Annotated in this window: 16 protein-coding genes, 3 tRNA genes and 1 pseudogene; 10 read left to right on the top strand and 10 right to left on the bottom strand. The window is 59.3% G+C overall.

Annotation, left to right across the window (positions count from 1 at the left end; all coding sequences use genetic code 11):
- Positions 1 to 104: 104 nt before the first annotated feature.
- Complete coding sequence (locus AF71_RS08640) at positions 105 to 836, top strand: NYN domain-containing protein (RefSeq protein WP_029792690.1); 732 nt, start codon at positions 105 to 107, stop codon at positions 834 to 836.
- Between the two features lie 57 nt (positions 837 to 893).
- Here the strand turns inward: AF71_RS08640 and AF71_RS08635 are convergent, their stop codons facing one another.
- Positions 894 to 3,734 carry a ribonuclease E/G gene (locus AF71_RS08635; protein WP_169681021.1) on the bottom strand — a complete coding sequence of 947 codons (2,841 nt, stop codon included), beginning with the start codon at positions 3,732 to 3,734 and terminating at the stop codon, positions 894 to 896.
- A gap of 746 nt (positions 3,735 to 4,480) precedes the next feature.
- Between AF71_RS08635 and AF71_RS08630 the strand changes: the two genes are divergently transcribed.
- The 3 genes from AF71_RS08630 (at position 4,481) to prfB (ending at position 9,556) form a co-directional block, all read left to right on the top strand.
- Positions 4,481 to 5,635, top strand: coding sequence for an N-acetylmuramoyl-L-alanine amidase (locus AF71_RS08630; RefSeq protein WP_245268031.1), 1,155 nt, complete (start codon positions 4,481 to 4,483; stop codon positions 5,633 to 5,635).
- Positions 5,636 to 5,876: 241 nt separating this feature from the next.
- Positions 5,877 to 8,324: a penicillin-binding protein 1A gene (locus tag AF71_RS08625; protein ID WP_018859836.1), complete on the top strand. Its 2,448-nt coding sequence runs from the start codon at positions 5,877 to 5,879 to the stop codon at positions 8,322 to 8,324.
- 100 nt (positions 8,325 to 8,424) lie between these two features.
- Positions 8,425 to 9,556, top strand: a protein-coding gene (gene prfB / locus AF71_RS08620; RefSeq protein ID WP_169681019.1) for a peptide chain release factor 2 whose coding sequence is annotated in 2 segments (ribosomal slippage) — positions 8,425 to 8,493 and positions 8,495 to 9,556 — 1,131 coding nt in all. Because the reading frame shifts where the segments join, the coding sequence is not laid out codon by codon here.
- Between the two features lie 98 nt (positions 9,557 to 9,654).
- Here the strand turns inward: prfB and AF71_RS08615 are convergent.
- From AF71_RS08615 to AF71_RS08600, 4 genes are all read right to left on the bottom strand, one after another.
- Complete coding sequence (locus tag AF71_RS08615) at positions 9,655 to 10,170, bottom strand: hypothetical protein (RefSeq protein ID WP_025661208.1); 516 nt, start codon at positions 10,168 to 10,170, stop codon at positions 9,655 to 9,657.
- 3 nt (positions 10,171 to 10,173) lie between these two features.
- Complete coding sequence (locus AF71_RS08610; protein ID WP_018859839.1) at positions 10,174 to 10,947, bottom strand: NAD kinase; 774 nt, start codon at positions 10,945 to 10,947, stop codon at positions 10,174 to 10,176.
- Positions 10,948 to 11,345: 398 nt separating this feature from the next.
- Positions 11,346 to 11,639, bottom strand: coding sequence for a hypothetical protein (locus AF71_RS08605; protein ID WP_018859840.1), 294 nt, complete (start codon positions 11,637 to 11,639; stop codon positions 11,346 to 11,348).
- Positions 11,640 to 11,734: 95 nt separating this feature from the next.
- Positions 11,735 to 12,253 (bottom strand): Hsp20/alpha crystallin family protein, encoded by a 519-nt coding sequence (locus AF71_RS08600; RefSeq protein ID WP_029792831.1) that lies wholly within the window; start codon positions 12,251 to 12,253, stop codon positions 11,735 to 11,737.
- A 413-nt stretch (positions 12,254 to 12,666) separates the two neighbouring features.
- Here AF71_RS08600 and AF71_RS08595 point away from each other — a divergent pair, with 413 nt between their 5' ends.
- On the top strand, positions 12,667 to 13,119 hold the full coding sequence (locus AF71_RS08595; RefSeq protein ID WP_029792832.1) for a pyridoxamine 5'-phosphate oxidase family protein: 453 nt from the start codon (positions 12,667 to 12,669) through the stop codon (positions 13,117 to 13,119).
- A gap of 223 nt (positions 13,120 to 13,342) precedes the next feature.
- On the opposite strand, the gene AF71_RS08590 is transcribed toward AF71_RS08595, so the two are convergent.
- Positions 13,343 to 14,140 (bottom strand): lytic transglycosylase domain-containing protein, encoded by a 798-nt coding sequence (locus AF71_RS08590; RefSeq protein ID WP_169681017.1) that lies wholly within the window; start codon positions 14,138 to 14,140, stop codon positions 13,343 to 13,345.
- A 64-nt stretch (positions 14,141 to 14,204) separates the two neighbouring features.
- Between AF71_RS08590 and AF71_RS08585 the strand changes: the two are divergent.
- Positions 14,205 to 14,306, top strand: a pseudogene (locus AF71_RS08585) (recombinase family protein); the annotation flags it as partial.
- Between the two features lie 234 nt (positions 14,307 to 14,540).
- The gene (ilvD, locus tag AF71_RS08580; RefSeq protein ID WP_169681015.1) at positions 14,541 to 16,214 is read left to right on the top strand and encodes a dihydroxy-acid dehydratase; all 1,674 of its coding nucleotides are present in this window, start codon (positions 14,541 to 14,543) and stop codon (positions 16,212 to 16,214) included.
- Between the two features lie 70 nt (positions 16,215 to 16,284).
- Here ilvD and AF71_RS08575 read toward each other — a convergent pair.
- The 3 genes from AF71_RS08575 to rlmB form a co-directional block, all read right to left on the bottom strand.
- Positions 16,285 to 16,360, bottom strand: a tRNA-Thr gene (locus AF71_RS08575).
- Positions 16,361 to 16,685: 325 nt separating this feature from the next.
- The gene (locus tag AF71_RS08570; RefSeq protein ID WP_018859846.1) at positions 16,686 to 16,841 is read right to left on the bottom strand and encodes a hypothetical protein; all 156 of its coding nucleotides are present in this window, start codon (positions 16,839 to 16,841) and stop codon (positions 16,686 to 16,688) included.
- Between the two features lie 166 nt (positions 16,842 to 17,007).
- Entirely contained in the window at positions 17,008 to 17,898 is an 891-nt protein-coding gene (gene rlmB, locus AF71_RS08565; protein ID WP_018859847.1) for a 23S rRNA (guanosine(2251)-2'-O)-methyltransferase RlmB, read from the bottom strand.
- A 206-nt stretch (positions 17,899 to 18,104) separates the two neighbouring features.
- On the opposite strand from rlmB, the gene AF71_RS08560 reads away from it, so the two are divergent.
- A tRNA-Tyr gene (locus AF71_RS08560) sits at positions 18,105 to 18,189 on the top strand.
- Positions 18,190 to 18,215: 26 nt separating this feature from the next.
- Positions 18,216 to 18,289, top strand: a tRNA-Gly gene (locus tag AF71_RS08555).
- A 63-nt stretch (positions 18,290 to 18,352) separates the two neighbouring features.
- Here AF71_RS08555 and AF71_RS08550 read toward each other — a convergent pair.
- Positions 18,353 to 18,862 (bottom strand): hypothetical protein, encoded by a 510-nt coding sequence (locus tag AF71_RS08550; protein ID WP_169681013.1) that lies wholly within the window; start codon positions 18,860 to 18,862, stop codon positions 18,353 to 18,355.
- Between the two features lie 266 nt (positions 18,863 to 19,128).
- Here AF71_RS08550 and tuf point away from each other — a divergent pair, with 266 nt between their 5' ends.
- Complete coding sequence (tuf, locus tag AF71_RS08545; RefSeq protein WP_018857113.1) at positions 19,129 to 20,304, top strand: elongation factor Tu; 1,176 nt, start codon at positions 19,129 to 19,131, stop codon at positions 20,302 to 20,304.

Genomic DNA, 20,304 nt, shown 5'->3' with positions numbered 1-20,304 from the left:
GCCGTCGACGTGTTGTTTACCGGTTTAATTACTACTGGTTGCAAGAAATAGTCGGTTCGTTGATGGTGGACGTTGGGTCTATCAAGAGGGACTGGAGCCGTTGAATGCCCGAACCCCGCTCGCCACGACTGGCCGTACTTATCGATGCTGACAACACTTCCGCAAGAATCGCTGCTGGCTTATTCGAGGAGATAGCCAAGATCGGCGAGGCAAGCGTTCGGCGCATTTATGGCGACTTCACCAGTTCCTGTTCAAAAGCATGGAACGACGTGCTGGCGCGACACGCGATAGTCCCTCAGCAGCAATTCGCGTACACGACCGGCAAGAATGCTTCCGACATCACTCTTGTCATTGATGCCATGGACCTGCTGCACAGTGGCCGTTTCGACGGCTTTTGTCTTGTATCCTCGGACAGCGATTTTACGCGACTTGCCTCGCGAATCCGTGAGCAGGGCATCGATGTTTTCGGATTTGGCGAGCAGAAGACACCGGAGAGTTTCCGGCAGGCATGCCGTCGATTCATCTATACCGAAAACCTGGTGCCCACGGTCACATCAAACGGCAGGGAGGTTACGCAAGCGCCCTCCCTACGCCAGCCGAGCGCAGCGACGCCCGTCATCAAGAAGGTCATCGCTCAGATGGAGAGTGAAGATGGATGGGTATCGCTCGGTGCGGTTGGAGCGCAGCTCGCAAATCTGGCGTCGGACTTCGATCCTCGGACATATGGCTTCCGGAAGCTAAGCGACCTCGTCAAGAAGACGAACGCGTTCGACATGAACACTGTCGAAGGCAAGCCGCTCCGTATCCGGGTGAAACAGCCATCGCCAAAAGCATAAAAAAATCCGGCTGCGTCACCGCAGTCGGATCCTGTTACTTATCACCGAAAATCAGTCTTAGAAAAAACCGCGGCGCTGCCACCAGCCAGCTTTTTTCGGCTTGCCGTCACCTTCGGTCTCGGCAGCATCGCTGCGCGTCGATTTAACCGTTGGTTCAGACGAGGAGATGTTCGACTCCCTGTTGGCGCGCACAGGCTTCGATTCTTCGACTGCGGGCGTAGCCAGGTCTGCGGATACAGCCTCGACTTCGGCTTCCGCGGCCGGTGCTGCCTCCGTCGATGCTTCTTCGACGACAGGCTCTTCGACCGGCGATGCCTTGCGGCTGCGACGTGCACGCTTCGGCTTTACGTCTTCCGTAACCGAGGCGCCCGTTTCAACAGCGGCCATCGCCGGCTGAGCTTCGACTGCTTCCTCGGCGGCGGCTTCGATCACCTCGACGGTGGTCACTTCCGTCTCACCATCTTCGGCATCGTCATCTGCCGCTTCCGCTGCAGAAGCCTCCTGCTCGCCGCCTTCCTCGCGGTTGCGGCGGCCGCCGCGCTTGCCGCGACGGCGGCGCTTGCGGCGCTGGCTCTCATCACCTTCGTCACGCGTTTCCGAGGTGGCGGCAACGCCTTCGTCACCTTCTTCCTCGTCATCGCTGTCGATCTGGTCGCCTTCCACCGCATCAGCCGAAACGCTGTCGGGAGCAACCGCCTCGCCATTGCCGTTGCGGCCGCGACGACGACGGCGACGCTTGCGCTTGCGGCCCTCGCCATCGCCTTCGGCGCGCTGAGCCGGACGTTCGGCTGCGGCCGGCTTGGCCCCCAGTTCCTCTTCTTCCTCCTCGTCGACTTCGACCACGATATCGTCGTCTTCGTCATCGGGGATGGCAGCAAAGTTGAACAGGGTCTCGATCTTGACCGGGTTCTCGACCGGCTCGCCGCGGTCGATCGCAAAGTGCTGCGAGCCGACCGAGCCATCCGCGTCGATAATGATCGACACACCGAAGCGGGCTTCGTAGTCGACGATCGTCTGCCGCTTGTGGTTGAGCAGGTACAGCGCAATATCAGGCGTCGTGCGAACCGTGATGTTGTGCGTGGTGTTCTTGAGCAGGTACTCCTCGATGCCGCGCAGGACATGCAGAGCAACGGAGGACTGCGAACGGACGTGGCCGGTACCGCCGCAATGCGAGCAGACCTGCGTCGTCGATTCAAGAACGGATGCGCGGATGCGCTGGCGCGACATTTCCAGAAGACCGAAATGCGAGATACGGCCGACCTGAATGCGCGCGCGATCGTTCTTCAGGCATTCCTTCAGCTTCTTCTCGACAGCGCGGTTGTTGCGCTTTTCTTCCATGTCGATGAAGTCGATGACGATCAGGCCGGCAAGGTCGCGCAGACGAAGCTGGCGAGCGATTTCTTCCGCCGCTTCGAGGTTGGTCTGCAGAGCAGTGTCCTCGATCGAGTGCTCGCGCGTCGAGCGGCCGGAGTTGACGTCAATCGAAACCAGCGCTTCGGTCTGGTTCATGATCAGGTAGCCGCCCGACTTCAGCGTTACCTGCGGCTGCAGCATGCGGTCGAGCTGAGCCTCAATGCCGGAGCGCGAGAAGATCGGGTGGATGTCGCGATAGGGCTGAACCACCTTGGCGTGGCTCGGCATCAACATCTTCATGAAGTCTTTCGCTTCACGATAGCCTTCCTCGCCGGCAACGATGATCTCGCCGATATCCTTGTTGTAGAGGTCACGGATCGAGCGCTTGATGAGCGAGCCTTCCTCATACACGAGGCAGGGAGCGGTCGACTGCAGCGTCAGCGTGCGGACGTTCTCCCACAGGCGCATCAGATATTCGAAGTCGCGCTTGACCTCGACCTTGGTTCGATTCGCGCCGGCGGTGCGCAGGATGACGCCCATGCCCTGCGGGACTTCGAGCATACGCGCGATTTCCTTCAGGCGCTTGCGGTCCTGCGGATTGGTGATCTTGCGGGAGATGCCGCCGCCACGCGCCGTGTTCGGCATGAGGACGGAGTAGCGACCGGCCAGCGAAAGATAGGTCGTCAGGGCAGCGCCCTTGTTGCCACGCTCTTCCTTTGCCACCTGCACCAGCAGGATCTGGCGGCGCTTGATGACTTCCTGGATACGATATTGCTTGCGCGGCTTGCGCTGGACGCGATCGGGAACCTCCTCCATGGCGTCTTCGGCGCCGACGGATTCGATCACTTCCTCTTCGTGGTCGTGATCGTCGTCATCGTCGTCATCGCTGCGGCGGCGGGCGTCGACCTCTTCGGAGATCGAGTCGGTCTCGACCATTGCGGCCATCTCGTTGCCCGACGAGCCTTCATCGTCGTTGTCGGCGGTGGCTTCGCTGGCAGCCTCGTCGCTGGCAGGCGCTTCAGCAGCCGGCGCCACCTTCTTGCGGCTGCGGCGGGGCTTTGCCTTCTTGACGGGTGCTTCCTCGGCGACTTCCGCAACGGCCTCGACCGTTTCGGTTGCTACGGCACCGTCTTCTTCGGGAGCGGCTTCCGCTGCCGGCGCTTCGGCAGTTGCGGCTACGCCAACCTCGGGCTGTTCCTGGGTGGAGAGATCGACCGGCGCCGTCTCGACGTGTTCGACGTCGTCGTCGCGGCGATGCTCTTCAGCTTCGGCGCGAAGCAGGGCCTGACGATCGGCAAGCGGGATCTGGTAGTAGTCGGGGTGAATTTCGGCAAAGGCCAAAAAGCCGTGCCGGTTGCCGCCGTAATCAACGAACGCGGCCTGCAGCGAGGGTTCAACCCTCGTTACCTTTGCGAGGTAGATGTTGCCGCGGATCTGCTTCTTGTGCTGTGACTCGAAGTCAAATTCTTCTATGCGGTTTCCGCGAACGACAACAACGCGCGTCTCTTCCTCGTGAGACGCGTCGATAAGCATCTTGTCTGCCATGTAAGCTGTGCTCCTCGGCGCGGCCGAACGTCGGCATCCCCTTGTGTCGAAGAGACAGAGGAGAGGCGGCTCGTCGTTGCAGCGCCGGATAATGAAAGTCGCGATTGGTGCGGTGTGGAAGGCAGCAGCCAGACAGCAGCGGGGGAGATGTTCTCCCGGGGCCTGTAGACTTCAGATAAAACCTGCTGCGACACCATCAAAGACCAAGCGAGATCGACAAAACTAAGACCTTGTTCAGGTCCGATGAGTTTGCTCTCTCTGTAAAGAGCGGTTGGTGGCTATCCACCGATGAAGTTCCCGCATACGCCGGAAAATTCAGGATCCAATTTCGAGTGGAAACACATAAGACGGCGGACGATTGCCGGTTGTGGCGCCAGTTCCCTTGCGGTTTGGCTGCCGTGCAGGCGACTCTATCCCGTCAGCACTTCTACCCTAAAAATCCTTGTATGTTTTCTCTGTCACAATAGCAAGGGAAAAGCCAAATGTGCCATAATATTGATGGATTTTGGAAGGCATACAAAGTCGGGGATTAAGGGCGCCGATTCGGCTCCGTGGCCGCGAACGTCGCTGATACCGGCGATCTCGCGTTTGCCGGGAGAAGTTGATCGGAATGATATTTAAGGTGTGGCGGTCGATTGTTTAAGAGGGTACGACCCGCGACGGTAATATCCGGATGGCGGAAAATAAGGTTTACCGGCGTGGTGGCCGTTGCCGCGGCCGCGACGGCTTTTGCATTTCTTCCTGAGGTGCGAGCAGACGAAGCAGCGAAGGCCGACCCCTTGCTCGCCTATGGCGCCCGAATCATCGGCGACGATGCACGTACGCGCATTGTCATCGACTTCGATCGGGCTCCCGATTTTTCCGTCCACTATATCGCCAATCCCGAACGCATCGTCGTCGACCTGCCTGCGACAGCCTTCGGCTTCCCAGCTGCGGATCTCGCGGCGAGGGGTCTCTTCAAGGACATACGCTACGGCAAGATGGACGAGGACAGCGCCCGTATCGTGCTGACCGCCAAGAAGCCGGTGAAGATGGAAGTCGCCAAGGTCCAGGAAGATGAGGACGGCAAGGGGCACCGTCTCGTCCTGGATGCGGCAATGACGGACAACGAGAAGTTTGCCGAACTGGTCAAGGCCCAGTCCTGGAGCGATCCTTCGTCCCAACAGACGACGAGCGCCATTCCTGCGCCGGAGAAACCGGCTGATGGAGATTTCATCATCGCTGTCGATGCTGGTCACGGCGGTATCGACACTGGTGCGATCGGCGTCGATACCAAGACGCAGGAGAAGGACGTAACGCTCGCCTTCGCCAAGGCGCTCGCCGATCGCCTCAACCGCGAGTCCGGCATCAAGGCGTTCCTGACGCGAAAGGATGACTCGTTCCTGTCGCTCTCCGAGCGTGTGGAGATTGCCCGCCAGAACCATGCGGGCCTCTTCATTTCGATGCATGCGGACACCCTGAAGCAAAAGGATATTCGCGGCGCGACAGTCTACACGATTTCCGACAGGGCCTCCGACAAGCTCGCCGCCGATCTCGCCGACCGCGAAAACCTCTCCGACCAGATTGCCGGCAAGGAGACCGTGGCTGAGCCTCCCGAAGTCGCCGATATTCTGCTCGACCTGACGCGCCGCGAAACGCAGGCTTTTTCTATTTCGCTTGCTGAAAGCGTGCTTACATCCTTCAAGGATCAGGTAGGGACGATCAACAATCCACACCGCCATGCGGGCTTCCGCGTTCTGCAGGCACCGGATGTGCCGTCTATCCTGTTGGAACTGGGCTTCCTTTCCAACAAGGACGACGAAAAGCTCCTGCTTGATGACGGATGGCGGGGAAGGATGGCCGACCTGCTGACGGAGGCCGTCAAGCACTACCGCACGGCGATGGTTGCAAATGGGGGCTGATTGCAGCCGTGGCGCAGATGTGACACTTTCTGGTGTAACACGATCGCAATGTGGGAATAGCGCTTCAAGGCCCTATTTTACTCACATTCACGCCGTTACTCAGCCTTGTGTTTCCATAGATGAAACGGAATCGGCTTGTGGCGAAAACGCTCATGGAGTAAGTCGCCCGACATGCAAGATGCCCCGATCCTGCGATTGTTATGTCGCGCTGATCGATGATTGAGATACCGGTAGCTTAAATATGATTAGACTTCTTGGATATTTCTTCGGAGTGGCTTGCGTCCTGTTCTTGGGCGTGGCGGCTGTTGTTGCCGTTTACTTGGCAACCGTCACGAAGGACCTTCCGGACTACGCAGTGCTGAACAGCTACGAGCCGCCGGTGACGACCCGCGTTCATGCAGGCAACGGTGCGCTAATGGCGGAGTATGCAAAGGAACGCAGACTTTTCCTGCCGATCCAGGCTGTTCCCGACCGCGTCAAGGCGGCCTTCCTGTCTGCTGAAGACAAGAACTTTTATCAGCACCCCGGCATCGATGTTACCGGCTTTGCGCGCGCACTGGTTGCTTATCTGACCGGCGGTCCGACGCAGGGCGGTTCGACGATCACGCAGCAGGTTGCCAAGAACTTCCTGCTTTCCAGCGAACAGACGATGGAGCGCAAGGCGAAGGAAGCGATCCTTTCCTTCCGTATCGAACAAGCCTACAGCAAGGACAAGATCCTTGAGCTGTACCTGAACGAGATCTTCTTCGGCCTGAATTCCTACGGTATCGCGAGCGCCTCGCTCACCTATTTCAACAAGTCGGTGAACGAACTGACGGTCGCCGACGCTGCCTATCTTGCCTCCCTGCCGAAGGGTCCCGCCAACTATCATCCCTTCCGCCATCCCGAAGCAGCGATCACCCGCCGCAATTGGGTCATCGATCGCATGGTCGAGAATGGCTATGTCAGTCAGTCCGATGGTGCCGAGGCCAAGAAACAGCCGCTCGGTGTCACCGGTCGCAGCAGCGGGCCCTCGCTTTTTGCATCCGGCTATTTCGCCGAGGCGGTCCGCCGTCAGTTGATCGACCAGTACGGCGAGAAGATGCTGTACGAAGGCGGATTGTCCGTTCGTACCTCTTTTGACCCCGCGTTGCAGGTCTTTGCGCGCAAGGCCCTTCAGGATGGTCTGACCAACTACGATGAGCGTCGTGGCTTCCACGGTCCGATCAAGCAGATCGACACGGCTGCTGACTGGGGTAAGGCGCTGGCCGATATTCCGGCTTTGACGGACGTGCCAGAATGGCGACTGGCTGTCGTGCTGGCCGTATCGGCCGACGGCGTCGACATCGGGCTGCAGCCCCCGAAGGATGGCGCGGGCAAGATCCCTTCCGAGCGCGAGCGTGGAGCCATCGAGGCCAAGAATATGCAGTGGGCATATCGCTCGGCTTCCGGCCGGAAGACAGCAAAGTCGCCCGACGGCGTTCTGTCAGCCGGGGATGTCGTCTACGTCGAGCGGTTGGGGGACGAAGGTTCCAAGTCCTACCGGCTTCGCCAGCCGCCGAAGGTCGAAGGCGGTCTCGTCGCGATGGACCCGAAGACCGGTCGCGTGCTTGCGATGGTCGGCGGCTTCTCCTACGCGCAGTCGGAATTCAACCGTGCGACCCAGGCGATGCGCCAGCCGGGTTCGTCCTTCAAGCCGTTCGTCTATGCGGCGGCCATGGACAATGGATATACGCCGGCGTCGGTTGTCAGCGACGATCCGCTGTCGATCCAGACGGGCAATGGCCAGGTATGGGCACCGGATAACTATGAAGGCGAGGGTGGTGGCGCCAACACGCTTCGCTTCGCGATCGAGCACTCGCGCAACCGCATGACGGTGCGCCTTGCCAACGATCTCGGCATGAATGTCGTCGCCGAATATGCAGAACGCTTCGGGATCTACGATCACATGATGCCGGTTCTCGCCATGTCGCTCGGTTCCGGCGAAACCACGGTCTTGCGCATGGTATCGGCTTATTCGGTCATCGCCAATGGCGGCAAGCAGATCAAGCCGACCCTGGTTGACCGGATCCAGGACCGCTATGGCCGTACGATCTTCAAGCACGAGGAGCGCGTCTGCGAGGGCTGCAATGCGAGCGACTGGCATAACCAGGACGAGCCCAACGTCGTCGACAATCGCGAAACCGTTCTCGACCCGATGACCTCCTACCAGATCACCTCGATGCTGCAGGGGGTCATCCAGCGCGGCACGGCCGCCGGCAAGGTCGATCTCGGCGGGCGTGACGTTGCTGGCAAGACGGGTACGACCAACGATGAAAAAGATGCGTGGTTCGTCGGCTTCACGCCAGATCTTGTCGCCGGCCTTTACATCGGCTTCGACTCGCCGTCGACGCTTGGACGCGGTGGCACAGGCGGCTCGCTTTCTGCGCCGATCTTTAACGAGTTTATGCAGGTTGCTGTGAAGGACATGCCGGAATCTAAGTTTGTCATTCCGGCGGGCATGAACCTCATTCCGATCGACCGCAAGACCGGCATGGCTGCGGTTCAGGGCGACCCGAACACGATTATCGAGGCCTTCAAGCCAGGTACCGGTCCTGCCGACAGCCTCTCTGTTATCGGCATGGACAATGCGATGGCGCCCGAAGAAATTCTGCGGACGTCGCCGCAGGCCAACCAGGCCGTCCAGTCCGGCGCCGGCGGCCTCTACTAACCTTTTCCCTGACCCGTTGTGGCGGTTGCGGCCCTTTACATCCGCAGCCGCCACAATTATTTGACGGGCAACTTTTCAAGCAACGCGAAGAAGCAGGAAAATGCGAGCGGAAATCCAGAACGTAGTCGATGAAACCAAGCAGGCTATCACCCTGCTGAGGAGGCATCTTTGACTGGGACCAGGCGATAAGACGACTGGACTGGTTGAACAACAAGGCAGAGGATCCGACCCTCTGGAACGATGCTTCGGAAGCACAGAAGCTGATGCGCGAGCGTCAGCAGCTAGATGACGGCATCAACGGCGTGAAGCAGCTCGAGCAGCAGCTCAACGACAACGTCGAACTGATCGAGATGGGCGAGGAAGAGGGCGACGAGAATGTCGTCAAGGACGCCGAAGACGCGCTCAAGAGCCTGAAGGCTGAAGCCGCCCGCCGCCAGGTGGAGGCGATGCTATCGGGCGAGGCCGACAGCAACGATACCTATCTCGAAGTCCACTCCGGCGCAGGCGGAACGGAAAGCCAGGACTGGGCCAACATGCTGCTGCGCATGTATACCCGCTGGGCGGAGCGTCAGCGCTTCAAGGTAGAGCTTCTTGAAGTGCACGATGGTGAAGAAGCAGGCATCAAGTCGGCAACCCTGCTGGTCAAAGGCCACAACGCCTATGGCTGGCTGAAGACGGAGTCGGGCGTGCATCGCCTGGTGCGTATTTCGCCCTACGACAGCAACGCGCGGCGCCACACCTCGTTCTCCTCGATCTGGGTCTATCCCGTGGTCGACGACTCGATCAACATCGAGGTCAACGAGAGCGACTGCCGCATCGACACCTACCGCGCCTCGGGAGCGGGCGGTCAGCACATCAACACGACCGATTCGGCCGTGCGCATCACGCATATCCCGACCGGCATCGTGGTTTCCTGCCAGCAGGAACGCTCGCAGCACAAGAACCGGGCCAAGGCTTGGGACATGCTGCGTGCTCGTATGTACGAAGCCGAGTTGAAGAAGCGCGAAGAAGCGGCGAACGCCGAGGCAGCCTCGAAGACCGACATCGGCTGGGGTCACCAGATTCGCTCCTACGTGCTGCAGCCCTACCAGCTGGTCAAGGACCTGCGGACGGGCGTGGCGAGCACGGCGCCGGGCGACGTGCTGGATGGCGAGCTCAACGAGTTCATGGAAGCCGCTCTCGCTCACCGCATCAGCGGCAAGCCGGACGCTGTCGTCGACGACGTCGAGTAACCGCTCAAACGTATGAACATAGAGAAGGCCCCGAATGGGGCCTTTTCGATTCAAGCGGGAAAACCGGAAGTTCTCCAGCGACAAATCAACGGCTTCGACTAGTTGCTGGCTTTGCCGACGGTAACCTCACCAAATTCGTCGATGACGACAGTCCAAGTCTCCGATTCCGCATCCGGATCGGTCTTCAGGTAGACCATTGCAAAAAGGCCGGGCTCCTTGAGCATGCCGGAGGAGTTTTCGGGCCTGATGTCGGTGACATACGGCTTCAGATCGCTGAGTTCCTGCAACTCCACCGTCGAGGTGATGGACGGCTCAGCGTCGCTCTGCTCGATTTGCTGCAAATATATCTTGGCGGTGCGGTCCGCCTGCCTGACGGCAAACAGCTTGTAGTAGCCGTGGCGCGGTTTTGCGGGAGCGGGAACGGCAGCCGCAGTTTGGGGCGCCGAAGGTGATCGTTGAATGGCCGGCGCCGCCCCGTCGTCTTCCCAGTAACCGGTGCTGGTCGCGAAGATGACTGAAGCCGGTAGGATCGCGTCTTCTGCCTCAACGCCTCGCGCGCAGAGGGTGGACGCGGCTAGCAGCAAGGTACAAAGCGTCGTTCGTCGCAAGCTCATGTCTCAGTCCTCGAACTGCTCCGCAAGAATACGATCGGACCATGATCGATCGGGATCGGAGAGAATGCGCGCGGTCGTAAGTTCCGATTGCGCGATGCGAATATGCAGCACCGATTTCACTTCCGTGTTGTCAGCGACCGCGTTGACCGGCCGCTTCTCCGCCTCGAGTATGTGTATATCGACCGTCACCTTGTTGGGCAGAAGGGCGCCGCGCCAGCGCCGCGGCCGGAACGCGCTGACCGGAGTCATCGCCAACAGAGGGGCGTCAAGCGGCAGGATCGGTCCATGCGCGGAGAGGTTATAGGCCGTCGAACCCGCGGGCGTGGCCACCATCAGGCCGTCGCAGATAAGCTCGTCGAGTCGCACGACACCGTCCACTTCGACCCGCAGTTTGGCGGCTTGATAGGATTGCCGGAACAGCGAGACTTCGTTGATGGCAAGTGCTGTCGAATTCGTGCCGTCGGAATTCGCCGTTGTCATCTGCAAAGGGTGAAAGGCATTTTCGACTGCTGTGCAGATTCGATCCTGCAGATCTTCCGTTCGATAGTCGTTCATGAGGAAGCCGATGGAGCCGCGATTCATGCCGTAGACCAGCTTGCCCGAGTTCATCGTGCCATGCAGCGTCTGCAGCATGAAACCGTCGCCGCCGAGGGCGACGATCACGTCGGCCTCTTCAGGGGGCACGTCACCATAAATGCCTATCAACTCTTCCCGAGCCGCCAGCGCCTCTGTCGCCGAGGAGGCAAGGAAGGAAAGCGTCTGAAACGAACGGCCCATGTAATTCCTTTTACGTATTCAACGAACGATAACATAGTCTTGGCGTCTAGGCGCCAATAAAAGCCGATTTTGTCAAGTGCATCTGCAGCGCCGGCTGGAGCCATCGTCAATTCTTCGCTGCTCGATTTCAGGCGTATGCTGTGGAAGGCCCGGAACTCGAGCCGGGCAAGCCTCGGATCATCTTTCGTCGACAAGGCAGATGGCGTCAATCCTGGCGTGGGGCGGCACTGCGTACTCTCCGTCGATAGCGAGACCGTACGCGCAGGCTTGCCGAGGCATTCGTAGTGACAATGGATACAGAACGTTTTGAAACGTGCTCCAATGCCAAGTTGGCGTCTATAATCGCCCTTCTTTGCGGTAGCGTGCCACGCATGTATCGAGGCTCGTATCTGGAGGCGTTAGCGACAGCCGCCTGCTTCTGCCACAGCGCACTTTAACACCTGCTCCGCATATTCGACGACGGCTCTTTCGTCGGTGACACATAACTTCAGGACTTGGCATTTCTCCTTGAGTTCGTGCAGGACGCGTCGGTGAACCCTTGCAATCGCGGCAGTATTCTTGAGCTTCATGAGCTCCTGGAGACAAGCCACTGCTACGATCTCTGAAACCAGCAGCTTGCCTTCGACTTCTCCCTGCGTTGGAATGGCAAAACGCTCACCGCCGGGTTTGAAATCTCTATCGGGCGACAGCATGACAAACCTCCCATGGCCTTGATCGACGAAACGATGAAGAAATACGCCAGAGGGGCCGCCCAGGGTCGACAGCCGCCCCTTCGCACGCTCCAAGGCTATGTGGCTTTGACCTCGATCTTGCGGTCGTTCGTCCCGGTGTTGGCAGCCTTTGGAAGCGTGACCTTCAGGACGCCTTTCGCGAAAGCGGCGGCGATCTTATCTGCCTCGATGTAGTCAGGAAGCCGAAACGAGCGCTGGAAGGAGCCGTATCGGCGCTCCGAAAGGTGGTAGGCCTCGTCCTTCGATTCCTTTTCCTCCGTCTTTTCGCCCCGAATGGTCAGCACGCCGTTCGAAAGCCTGATGTCTATGTTGCTCTCGTCGAGGCCGGGAACTTCCGCGGTGATCTCGAATGCGTTGTCTTTCTCGACGACATCCACCGCGGGAGACACGACCCAGTCGGCAGCAGAAGTCGTGCGTCCGAGGAGCTGACCTGAGAGCGGACGCCATGAGGAAGGGCCGAAGTCGTCGAACAGCCGGTCGATTTCGGTACGAAGTGAGTCGAATGGAGACCACATCCCGCCGGGAGCCGGCGTCGTGGTCTTCTGTTCTTTCTTAATGGGGAACATATCGGGCATGATCATCTCCTGTTGGCCAAGAGGTCCGGAAGCCGGATCTAATCATTGCGTTTCGCTCGACATCGAGCGCAGTCATTAAAGCACGCGGGTGGGCAAGTGACTTTGATCAATGTCAAGAACACAGGAAATTAATTGGCGCGCGGACTCAGTCTAACGCAGTATCGGTCGAACCGTCCGCCGGAGAACGCACATTTAGAACATCGGTCGAATAGAACATCGGTCGAAGACGCGGTTCGGTACCATCCGTTTTGCAGTGCGCCGAGCGATATCCTCTGCCCTATCCGTACACGTTTCAGGATTGGAAATTGATCCAGCACAATGCAGATCCAGCAAAAAAGGAGGATGATTTATGTAAGCGGTGTCCTCGTTTTGCGGCCCGTCGAGTATTCCTCGGAGGAATGGGAGAGACAGACATGTCAACGACACTCAGGAGTATGAGCCATGTAGAATGCTTGGAAATGCTGGAACGGGCGCATTTTGGTCATCTGGCTTGCAGTAACGAAGGCCGGCCTTACGTGGTCCCAATCTACTTTGCGTTCCAATCACGAGTAGCCTACAGTTTTTCGATGCCAGGACGAAAAGTGGAGTGGATGCGGCTGAATCCAAGAGTCTGCCTCCAGGTGGAGGAGCAGTGGGGGAAGGGCGGATGGAGGAGCGTCGTGCTGAACGGCCACTTCCAGGAACTGCCGGACGATGATGTCTGGCACGAGGAGCGCCTGCACGCGTGGTCACTTTTGCAGAGACACTTGGACTGGTGGGAGATCGGCTCGCTTGAGCCTCGCGAACTACCGACTGCGTCTGCATCTGCCCACCTATTCTACTGCATCTACACGGACGATGTCTCCGGTCGGGTCGTGGCCCTTTAGTGACAACGCCTCGGCCCTCGAGGTTTCCGCAATGTCTGCGCACCCTTTGACGGAGGAAGCCAATCGACTGTATCGGCGATCACGTGCCCATTACACGAGACCAACCGAGTCGCTGGTAGCCTGAGAGATTAGCCACAGACCGAGCATTCTCGTCCTCCGCACCCCTTCCACGCAAATAACATTCTGACTCGGCGCATGGCGGCTTTGTAACTGGAGGCAGGATCTAACCGCCGTCGATCGCCTCGCCGATGCGGGCGATCGCCTGCTGATACACACTCGCGGAGTTCCAGCCGGCGATGGCGCCGATATTGCCCTGATAGTCCTCGCCGGCGCCCCAGCCGTGCGCCCTGAGGAAGTTGGCCGTGGACATCAGCGCCGTGCTCTTGTCGCGCATGTTCCTGTTTCCGACGCCGTATTTCAGGACATTCCCAGGCAGGAACCCTGTGTGGCCGATCTCGCCGTGCATGGCGCCGACCGAGCCGGCACTCAGCACGCCGCTGTCGACTAGCTTGAGCGCCGCGATAGCATGGGGCGCGAAGAATTGCGGGCGGCGACAATCGTACGCGAGCGTGACGATTGCCGAAACTGTGTTCTGGTTGCCCATAGAGGCGCCGAAGTTGGTCTCCATACCCCAGATGGCGAGAAGCACGCCGGCGGGCACGCCGTAGTTGCGCTCGATGCTGTCGAAGAGCGCTGCATTCGCCGTCTTAAGCGAACGGCCCTTGGAAATAATCGCGGACCCACCGCGTCGTCTCATAAAGTCGGCGACCGAGCCGCTGAAAGCCTTGTTGACGGAGCGGTCGGCCTGAATGGTTCCTACGGCGTATTTCGCACCGGCAAGCGCTGCAAGACCCTTCCCCTTGACGCCTGCAGCCTTTGCCGTCTCGGCAAACTCTACTTTCCACTGTTCAAACCCGGCAGCGCTTTTGCCGCACGATGCCGCCTGCGCAACGCACGCCAGAAGGCAGAAGGCGATGGCGCCCGCCGCAGCAAGCAAAACTCCCTTAGCAAAGAATGCCATGTCGCTCTCCTCGTGGGTCTGAACCATCATGCATCCGGCCGCATGACGTCACTCGTTCACTTACGAAACCGGCTTGACCGGGAAGCGAAAGGAACTGAGAAGGTGCCTCTACTATGCACGTGAGGGCGATACGGTGCTAGTGACGAAACTGGACCGCCTGGCGCGATGAACGCGGACCTGATGGCGACTCTGGCGAAGCGGAAGACCGGCGGTTGCTGACCGAGTCCAAGACGCCGAGGAAATTGCAGCTTCTCGTCGACGGCGACAAATTTGGCAGATCTGTCTCAGTTCCATCGGCAGCCTTTGATATGCGGCGACTTAGTTGGAGGCAAAAAGCATATTTCACAGCGTATTTGGTTTCCAATAGAGTATGGTTCCGTTTGGCTAGCGGGAGGCGCTTATGGCTCACAATGACCGTTCACGGCATATCACCCAAGGCATTGCTCGCTCGCCCAATCGCGCGATGTACTATGCGTTGGGCTATACCAAAGGGGACTTCGACAAGCCGATGATCGGCATCGCCAACGGGCACTCGACGATCACGCCATGTAATGCCGGCCTCCAGCCGCTTGCCGACGCGGCGATAGCCGCCATCAAGGCGGCCGGAGCCAATCCGCAGATATTCGGCACGCCTACCATCTCGGACGGCATGGCCATGGGAACGGAGGGCATGAAATATTCTCTCGTCTCGCGCGAGGTTATCGCCGATTGTGTGGAGACCTCGGTGCAGGGCCAATGGATGGATGGCGTTCTAGTGCTCGGCGGGTGCGACAAGAACATGCCGGGCGGTATGATCGGCATTCTCCGCGCTAACGTTCCGGCCGTCTATGTCTATGGCGGCACCATCAAGCCGGGTCGATGGAAGGGCGAGAGCCTCTCCATCGTGTCCGCGTTCGAGGCCGTCGGCGCTTACATGGCCGGAAAGATGAGCGCTGAGGATTTCGAGGGCATTGAGCGCAATGCCTGCCCGACGACCGGCTCTTGCGGCGGCATGTACACCGCGAACACCATGAGTTCGTCCTTCGAGGCGATCGGCATGTCGCTGCTCTACTCCTCCAACATGGCCAATCCCGACCAAGAAAAGATCGATAGCACGGTCGAGTCCGCGCGCGTTTTGGTGGAAGCGGTGAAGGCCGGCATTCGACCACGCGACATCGTCACGCGGAAGTCGATTGAAAATGCCGTGGCGCTCATCATGGCCACTGGAGGTTCAACGAATGCGGTGCTGCACTATCTCGCCATTGCGCATGCGGCCGAGGTGGAATGGACGCTGGAGGATTTCGAGCGGATACGCCGTAGGGTACCAGTAATCTGCGATCTCAAGCCATCCGGCCGTTATATGGCTGTTGATCTCCACGCTGCCGGCGGCATTCCTCAAGTCCTAAAGCTACTGTTGAATGCGGGCCTTCTGCACGGCGATTGTCTCACGATCACCGGCAAGACGATCGCTGACGAACTCTCGGCCGTGCCCGACGAGCCTCGTGCGGACCAGGACGTTATCCGGTCGCTCTCAGCGCCACTGTATCTCGAGGGACATCTCGCCATACTCACAGGCAATCTGGCAGAGGGCGGGGCGGTGGCAAAGATCAGCGGGCTCAAGAGCCCGGTGATTGCCGGCCCGGCGCGCGTCTTCGAAGACGAGCAATCCGCAATGGATGCTATTCTCTCGGACAAAATCAAGGCCGGCGACATTCTGGTCCTGCGTTACCTCGGGCCGAAGGGTGGTCCGGGAATGCCGGAAATGCTTGCCCCGACCTCCGCTATCATCGGACGTGGCCTTGGAGAGAGCGTCGGCCTCATCACAGATGGGCGGTTCTCCGGCGGCACATGGGGTATGGTGGTCGGGCATGTCACGCCCGAAGCCTTCGAGGGGGGGGCAATCGCACTTGTCAAGGACGGCGACCAAATCACCATCGACGCCCATCAGCTACTTCTGCAGCTCGACGTCCCAGATGAAGAGATTGCGAGACGCCGAAGCCTTTGGAGCCAGCCTCCGCCGCGCTACAGGCACGGCGTCCTCGCCAAGTTTGCGGCCTTGGTCCGACCAGCGAACGAGGGAGCCGTGACGGGTTGAGGTCACATGAAAAAAAACGCGCCAACTGAGGCGAATTAGTTATCAAGTCACTGATTTCGTGCAAAATTAGTGGTGCCCCCGGCAGGGTTCGAACCCGCGACCCCCTGATTACAAATCAGGTGCTCTACCAACTGAGCTACAAGGGCGATGCCTGCCAAGTACCAGATTCTGCCGTCCTGTAAAGAAGAAATCCGCGCGATCGTGATTTCGTTCGTCCGACCTTGCATCGGAGTTTGCGTTGCGAACGCCGCAGACCCGACTTTGCTAGTTCCGAGGCGCAGTCTGCCGCACGCTCGTTTGCAAGGCGTCACCGGTCTCTCCGGCACCCAACGGCGACATGATTGCAATGCTCAGCACCGAAGCAACCATGAAAACGATAATAGCGATCATTACCCGCACATTTCTCTCCTAAATCGTGCGAAGCCAACGCGCGGGGCCGACCGTCGGTTCCCCTGATGATAGCTACACGATCTACTGTACGGGTGCTGGAATAGGGCGTTCAGGGGCGGGCGCCAGCGGAGCGAGTTCGTGAATCGGCTGCGACTTGTCGATCCAGACGATGCTGAGAATGATGGCAACAAATACGCCGACGAACAGAGTGCCGATGACGAGGGAGCGGATGGCCATATGGAAATATGTTCCTCCTGTTCGAATGCGGGGCAGCATGGAAAAGAGCAGAGTCAAAACCGAGACGAGCAGCAGTTTGCTGGCTTCCTAGTTGCTTTGCGGCGCTGCTATCATCCCGCATATGGAAGAGAAAGATCGCGCCTTTCGCCGCGATCCCCCAACTCTATCAAATTTTCAAATGCTGCCTCGCCGCATAAAGAGCGATCGCCGCAGCATTAGATACATTGAGTGACTTGATCGCACCCGGCATGTCTAGCCTGGCAAGCGCGCTGACAGTTTCGCGCGTCTTCTGGCGTAGCCCCTTACCTTCGGAACCCAGCACGAGCGCCACCTTGTCACCCGAGAATGTGCCCTCGAGTGGCGCCGGTCCTTCCGAATCGAGGCCGATCGTGAAGAAGCCGAGCTTGTGCAGTTCTCCAAGAGCGTCGGCAAGATTCGTGATCTGGATATAGGGGATGAGTTCCAGTGCACCTGAGGCTGATTTCGCCAGCACGCCTGATTCGGTCGGGCTGTGGCGCTGTGTGGTAATGACGGCACCTGCATTGAAGGCCACGGCGGAACGCATGATGGCGCCGACATTGTGCGGATCGGTTACCTGGTCGAGCACGAGAAGCAGTGGGCTGTCCTTCAGTGCTTCCAGCCGGCGGACGGGCAGGGGGCGCGTTTCCAGCATGACACCCTGATGGATGGCATCCGGGCCGAGGACCTTGTCGATATCGTGCGGAGCGACGATTTCGACCGGAATGCCGAGCGCGTCGGCAGCGATCTCCAGACGCGCAAGCGCGTTCTGGGTCACCGACAACTTGACGTTCCGGCGCTCCTTGTTGTCAAGCGCGGCACGAACCGTATGAAGGCCGTAGAGATAGACCTGCTCGGGCGCGAGTGCAGGAGGCTTCCAGTCCTCGGCACCGCGCCGGCGCTTCTGTGGCGGCGGTGTCGGAATCTCACCGCGTTCGCGTTTGCTATCACGATGCGCGCGGCGCAGGGTTGCGTAATGCGTGTCCTTGGCGGATTTTTCGTCAGTGGGCTTGCCACCGGTTTTCTTGTCTTTGCTCATGCGGCTTTATAGCGAGCGTGCTTCTTTCCGCATAGGATTTCTTTCAGGACCCCGGCTTTCCACGGTCGATGAAATTTTTCACATTTTTTCCGTCGTCATCGTGTTGACATGCGTAAATCGTCCGGTCATATACGCGGCGCAGACCGAGGGGCGGCAACGCTTCGAAAGTCTGACGAGCTTGGTCTCACGATCCGGACGAAAAGACTGGAGAGATGCCCGAGTGGTTAAAGGGGACGGACTGTAAATCCGTTGGCTCAGCCTACGTTGGTTCAAATCCAACTCTCTCCACCATTCGTCATTGGATCGGATACCACCCCGCGGGTATAGCTCAATGGTAGAGCAGCAGCCTTCCAAGCTGAATACGCGGGTTCGATTCCCGCTACCCGCTCCAGATTTTCGCAGTGTCCTGTTGTTGCTGTAACGCTTTGCGCGAGCCGGGTCGCTATGCGTACCTCTAGCCCCAGAGCAGCACGAAAGGCGAGGCCAGCGCGATGATGCCGGCGATCGTCCATCGCTTTTGGGTGTTGGTGCTGATATCCTCTCTCGACAGCCATATGCGGACAGCAACGAAGCCGATGGCGATGAGGGCGCTGTAGATCACGGCGCGCAACAGGATCGACCAGCCGCCACCGAAGAGACCGATCGCGATGCCGAAGCCGGTGAGGGCGCCGAGAATACCGTATCCCACGTCGAACATCAGCGTCGTGGTGGCCGAAAGTGGCGTCAGCATCTTTGGGAAGGCGATGGCAAATGCCGCTGTGAGCAGCCATATTGCGACGATCGCTTGCAGCGTCGAAGAGCTGACGATCGATGTCGCCAGAGCCGGGAGCCGCTCGGGCGAGGAGAGGCGTGCAAGCTGCGCGACCCAGTCGATCGCAGCGGCAAGAACCCACAATATGAATGCGCAAGCGGCAAAGATCAGAAAGTTGCCTGCGGATCGTTTTGCAATTTCCTTTGGTTCCATTGCGGTGTCTCCGAGCAGTGCTTCCGCGTAAGGGCTGCAAACGATGTACTATCATATCCTTGGCGCCGTCGCGCCCGTTCTTCGCGAATATATCTTCGCTGCCATCTCCGGTGGATATTGCCGATCGGGCGCTTCCTTCCCATATGCGCCCGCAGGCTAGGAATACGGTCCGCAAATAGGTCTTGCGCAATTTCCCCGAAAGCCTTAAACGGCGGCACTAAACCGGTTCGCCGGGGTCATCCATTTCGTTCACAGGAAGCATTCAAATGGCAAAGAGTAAGTTTGAGCGCAACAAGCCGCACGTTAACATCGGCACGATCGGCCACGTTGACCACGGCAAGACGTCTCTGACGGCAGCGATCACGAAGTACTTCGGCGAGTTCAAGGCGTACGACCAGATCGACGCGGCTCCGGAAGAAAAGGCTCGCGGCATCACCATTTCGACGGCACACGTCGAATACGAGACCCCGAACCGCCACTATGCCCACGTTGACTGCCCCGGCCACGCCGACTACGTCAAGAACATGATCACCGGTGCTGCGCAGATGGACGGCGCGATCCTGGTTTGCTCGGCTGCCGACGGCCCGATGCCGCAGACCCGCGAGCACATCCTGCTTGCTCGCCAGGTTGGCGTTCCGGCGATCGTCGTGTTCCTCAACAAGGTCGACCAGGTTGACGACGCCGAGCTTCTCGAACTCGTCGAGCTCGAAGTTCGCGAACTTCTGTCGTCCTACGACTTCCCGGGCGACGACATTCCGGTCATCAAGGGCTCGGCTCTTGCCGCTCTCGAAGACTCCGACAAGAAGATCGGCGAAGACGCGATCCGCGAGCTGATGGCAGCTGTTGACGCCTACATCCCAACGCCTGAGCGTCCGATCGACCAGCCGTTCCTGATGCCGATCGAAGACGTGTTCTCGATCTCGGGCCGTGGTACGGTTGTGACCGGCCGCGTCGAGCGCGGTATCGTCAAGGTTGGCGAAGAAGTCGAAATCGTCGGCATCCGCCCGACCTCGAAGACGACGGTTACCGGCGTTGAAATGTTCCGTAAGCTGCTCGACCAGGGCCAGGCTGGCGACAACATCGGTGCTCTGGTTCGCGGTGTGAACCGTGACGGCGTCGAGCGTGGTCAGATCCTGTGCAAGCCGGGCTCTGTCAAGCCGCACAAGAAGTTCAAGGCTGAAGCCTACATCCTGACGAAGGAAGAAGGCGGCCGTCATACGCCGTTCTTCACCAACTACCGTCCGCAGTTCTACTTCCGCACGACGGACGTCACCGGCATCGTCACCCTGCCGGAAGGCACGGAAATGGTCATGCCTGGCGACAACGTCACTGTAGACGTCGAGCTGATCGTTCCGATCGCGATGGAAGAAAAGCTGCGCTTCGCTATCCGCGAAGGCGGCCGTACCGTCGGCGCCGGCATCGTCGCCTCGATCGTCGAGTAA

Origin of the sequence: Rhizobium sp. 57MFTsu3.2 (genome assembly GCF_012932765.1) — a bacterium.
Lineage (GTDB): Bacteria > Pseudomonadota > Alphaproteobacteria > Rhizobiales > Rhizobiaceae > Rhizobium > Rhizobium altiplani.
This window is presented reverse-complemented; position numbering and strand designations above follow the sequence as displayed.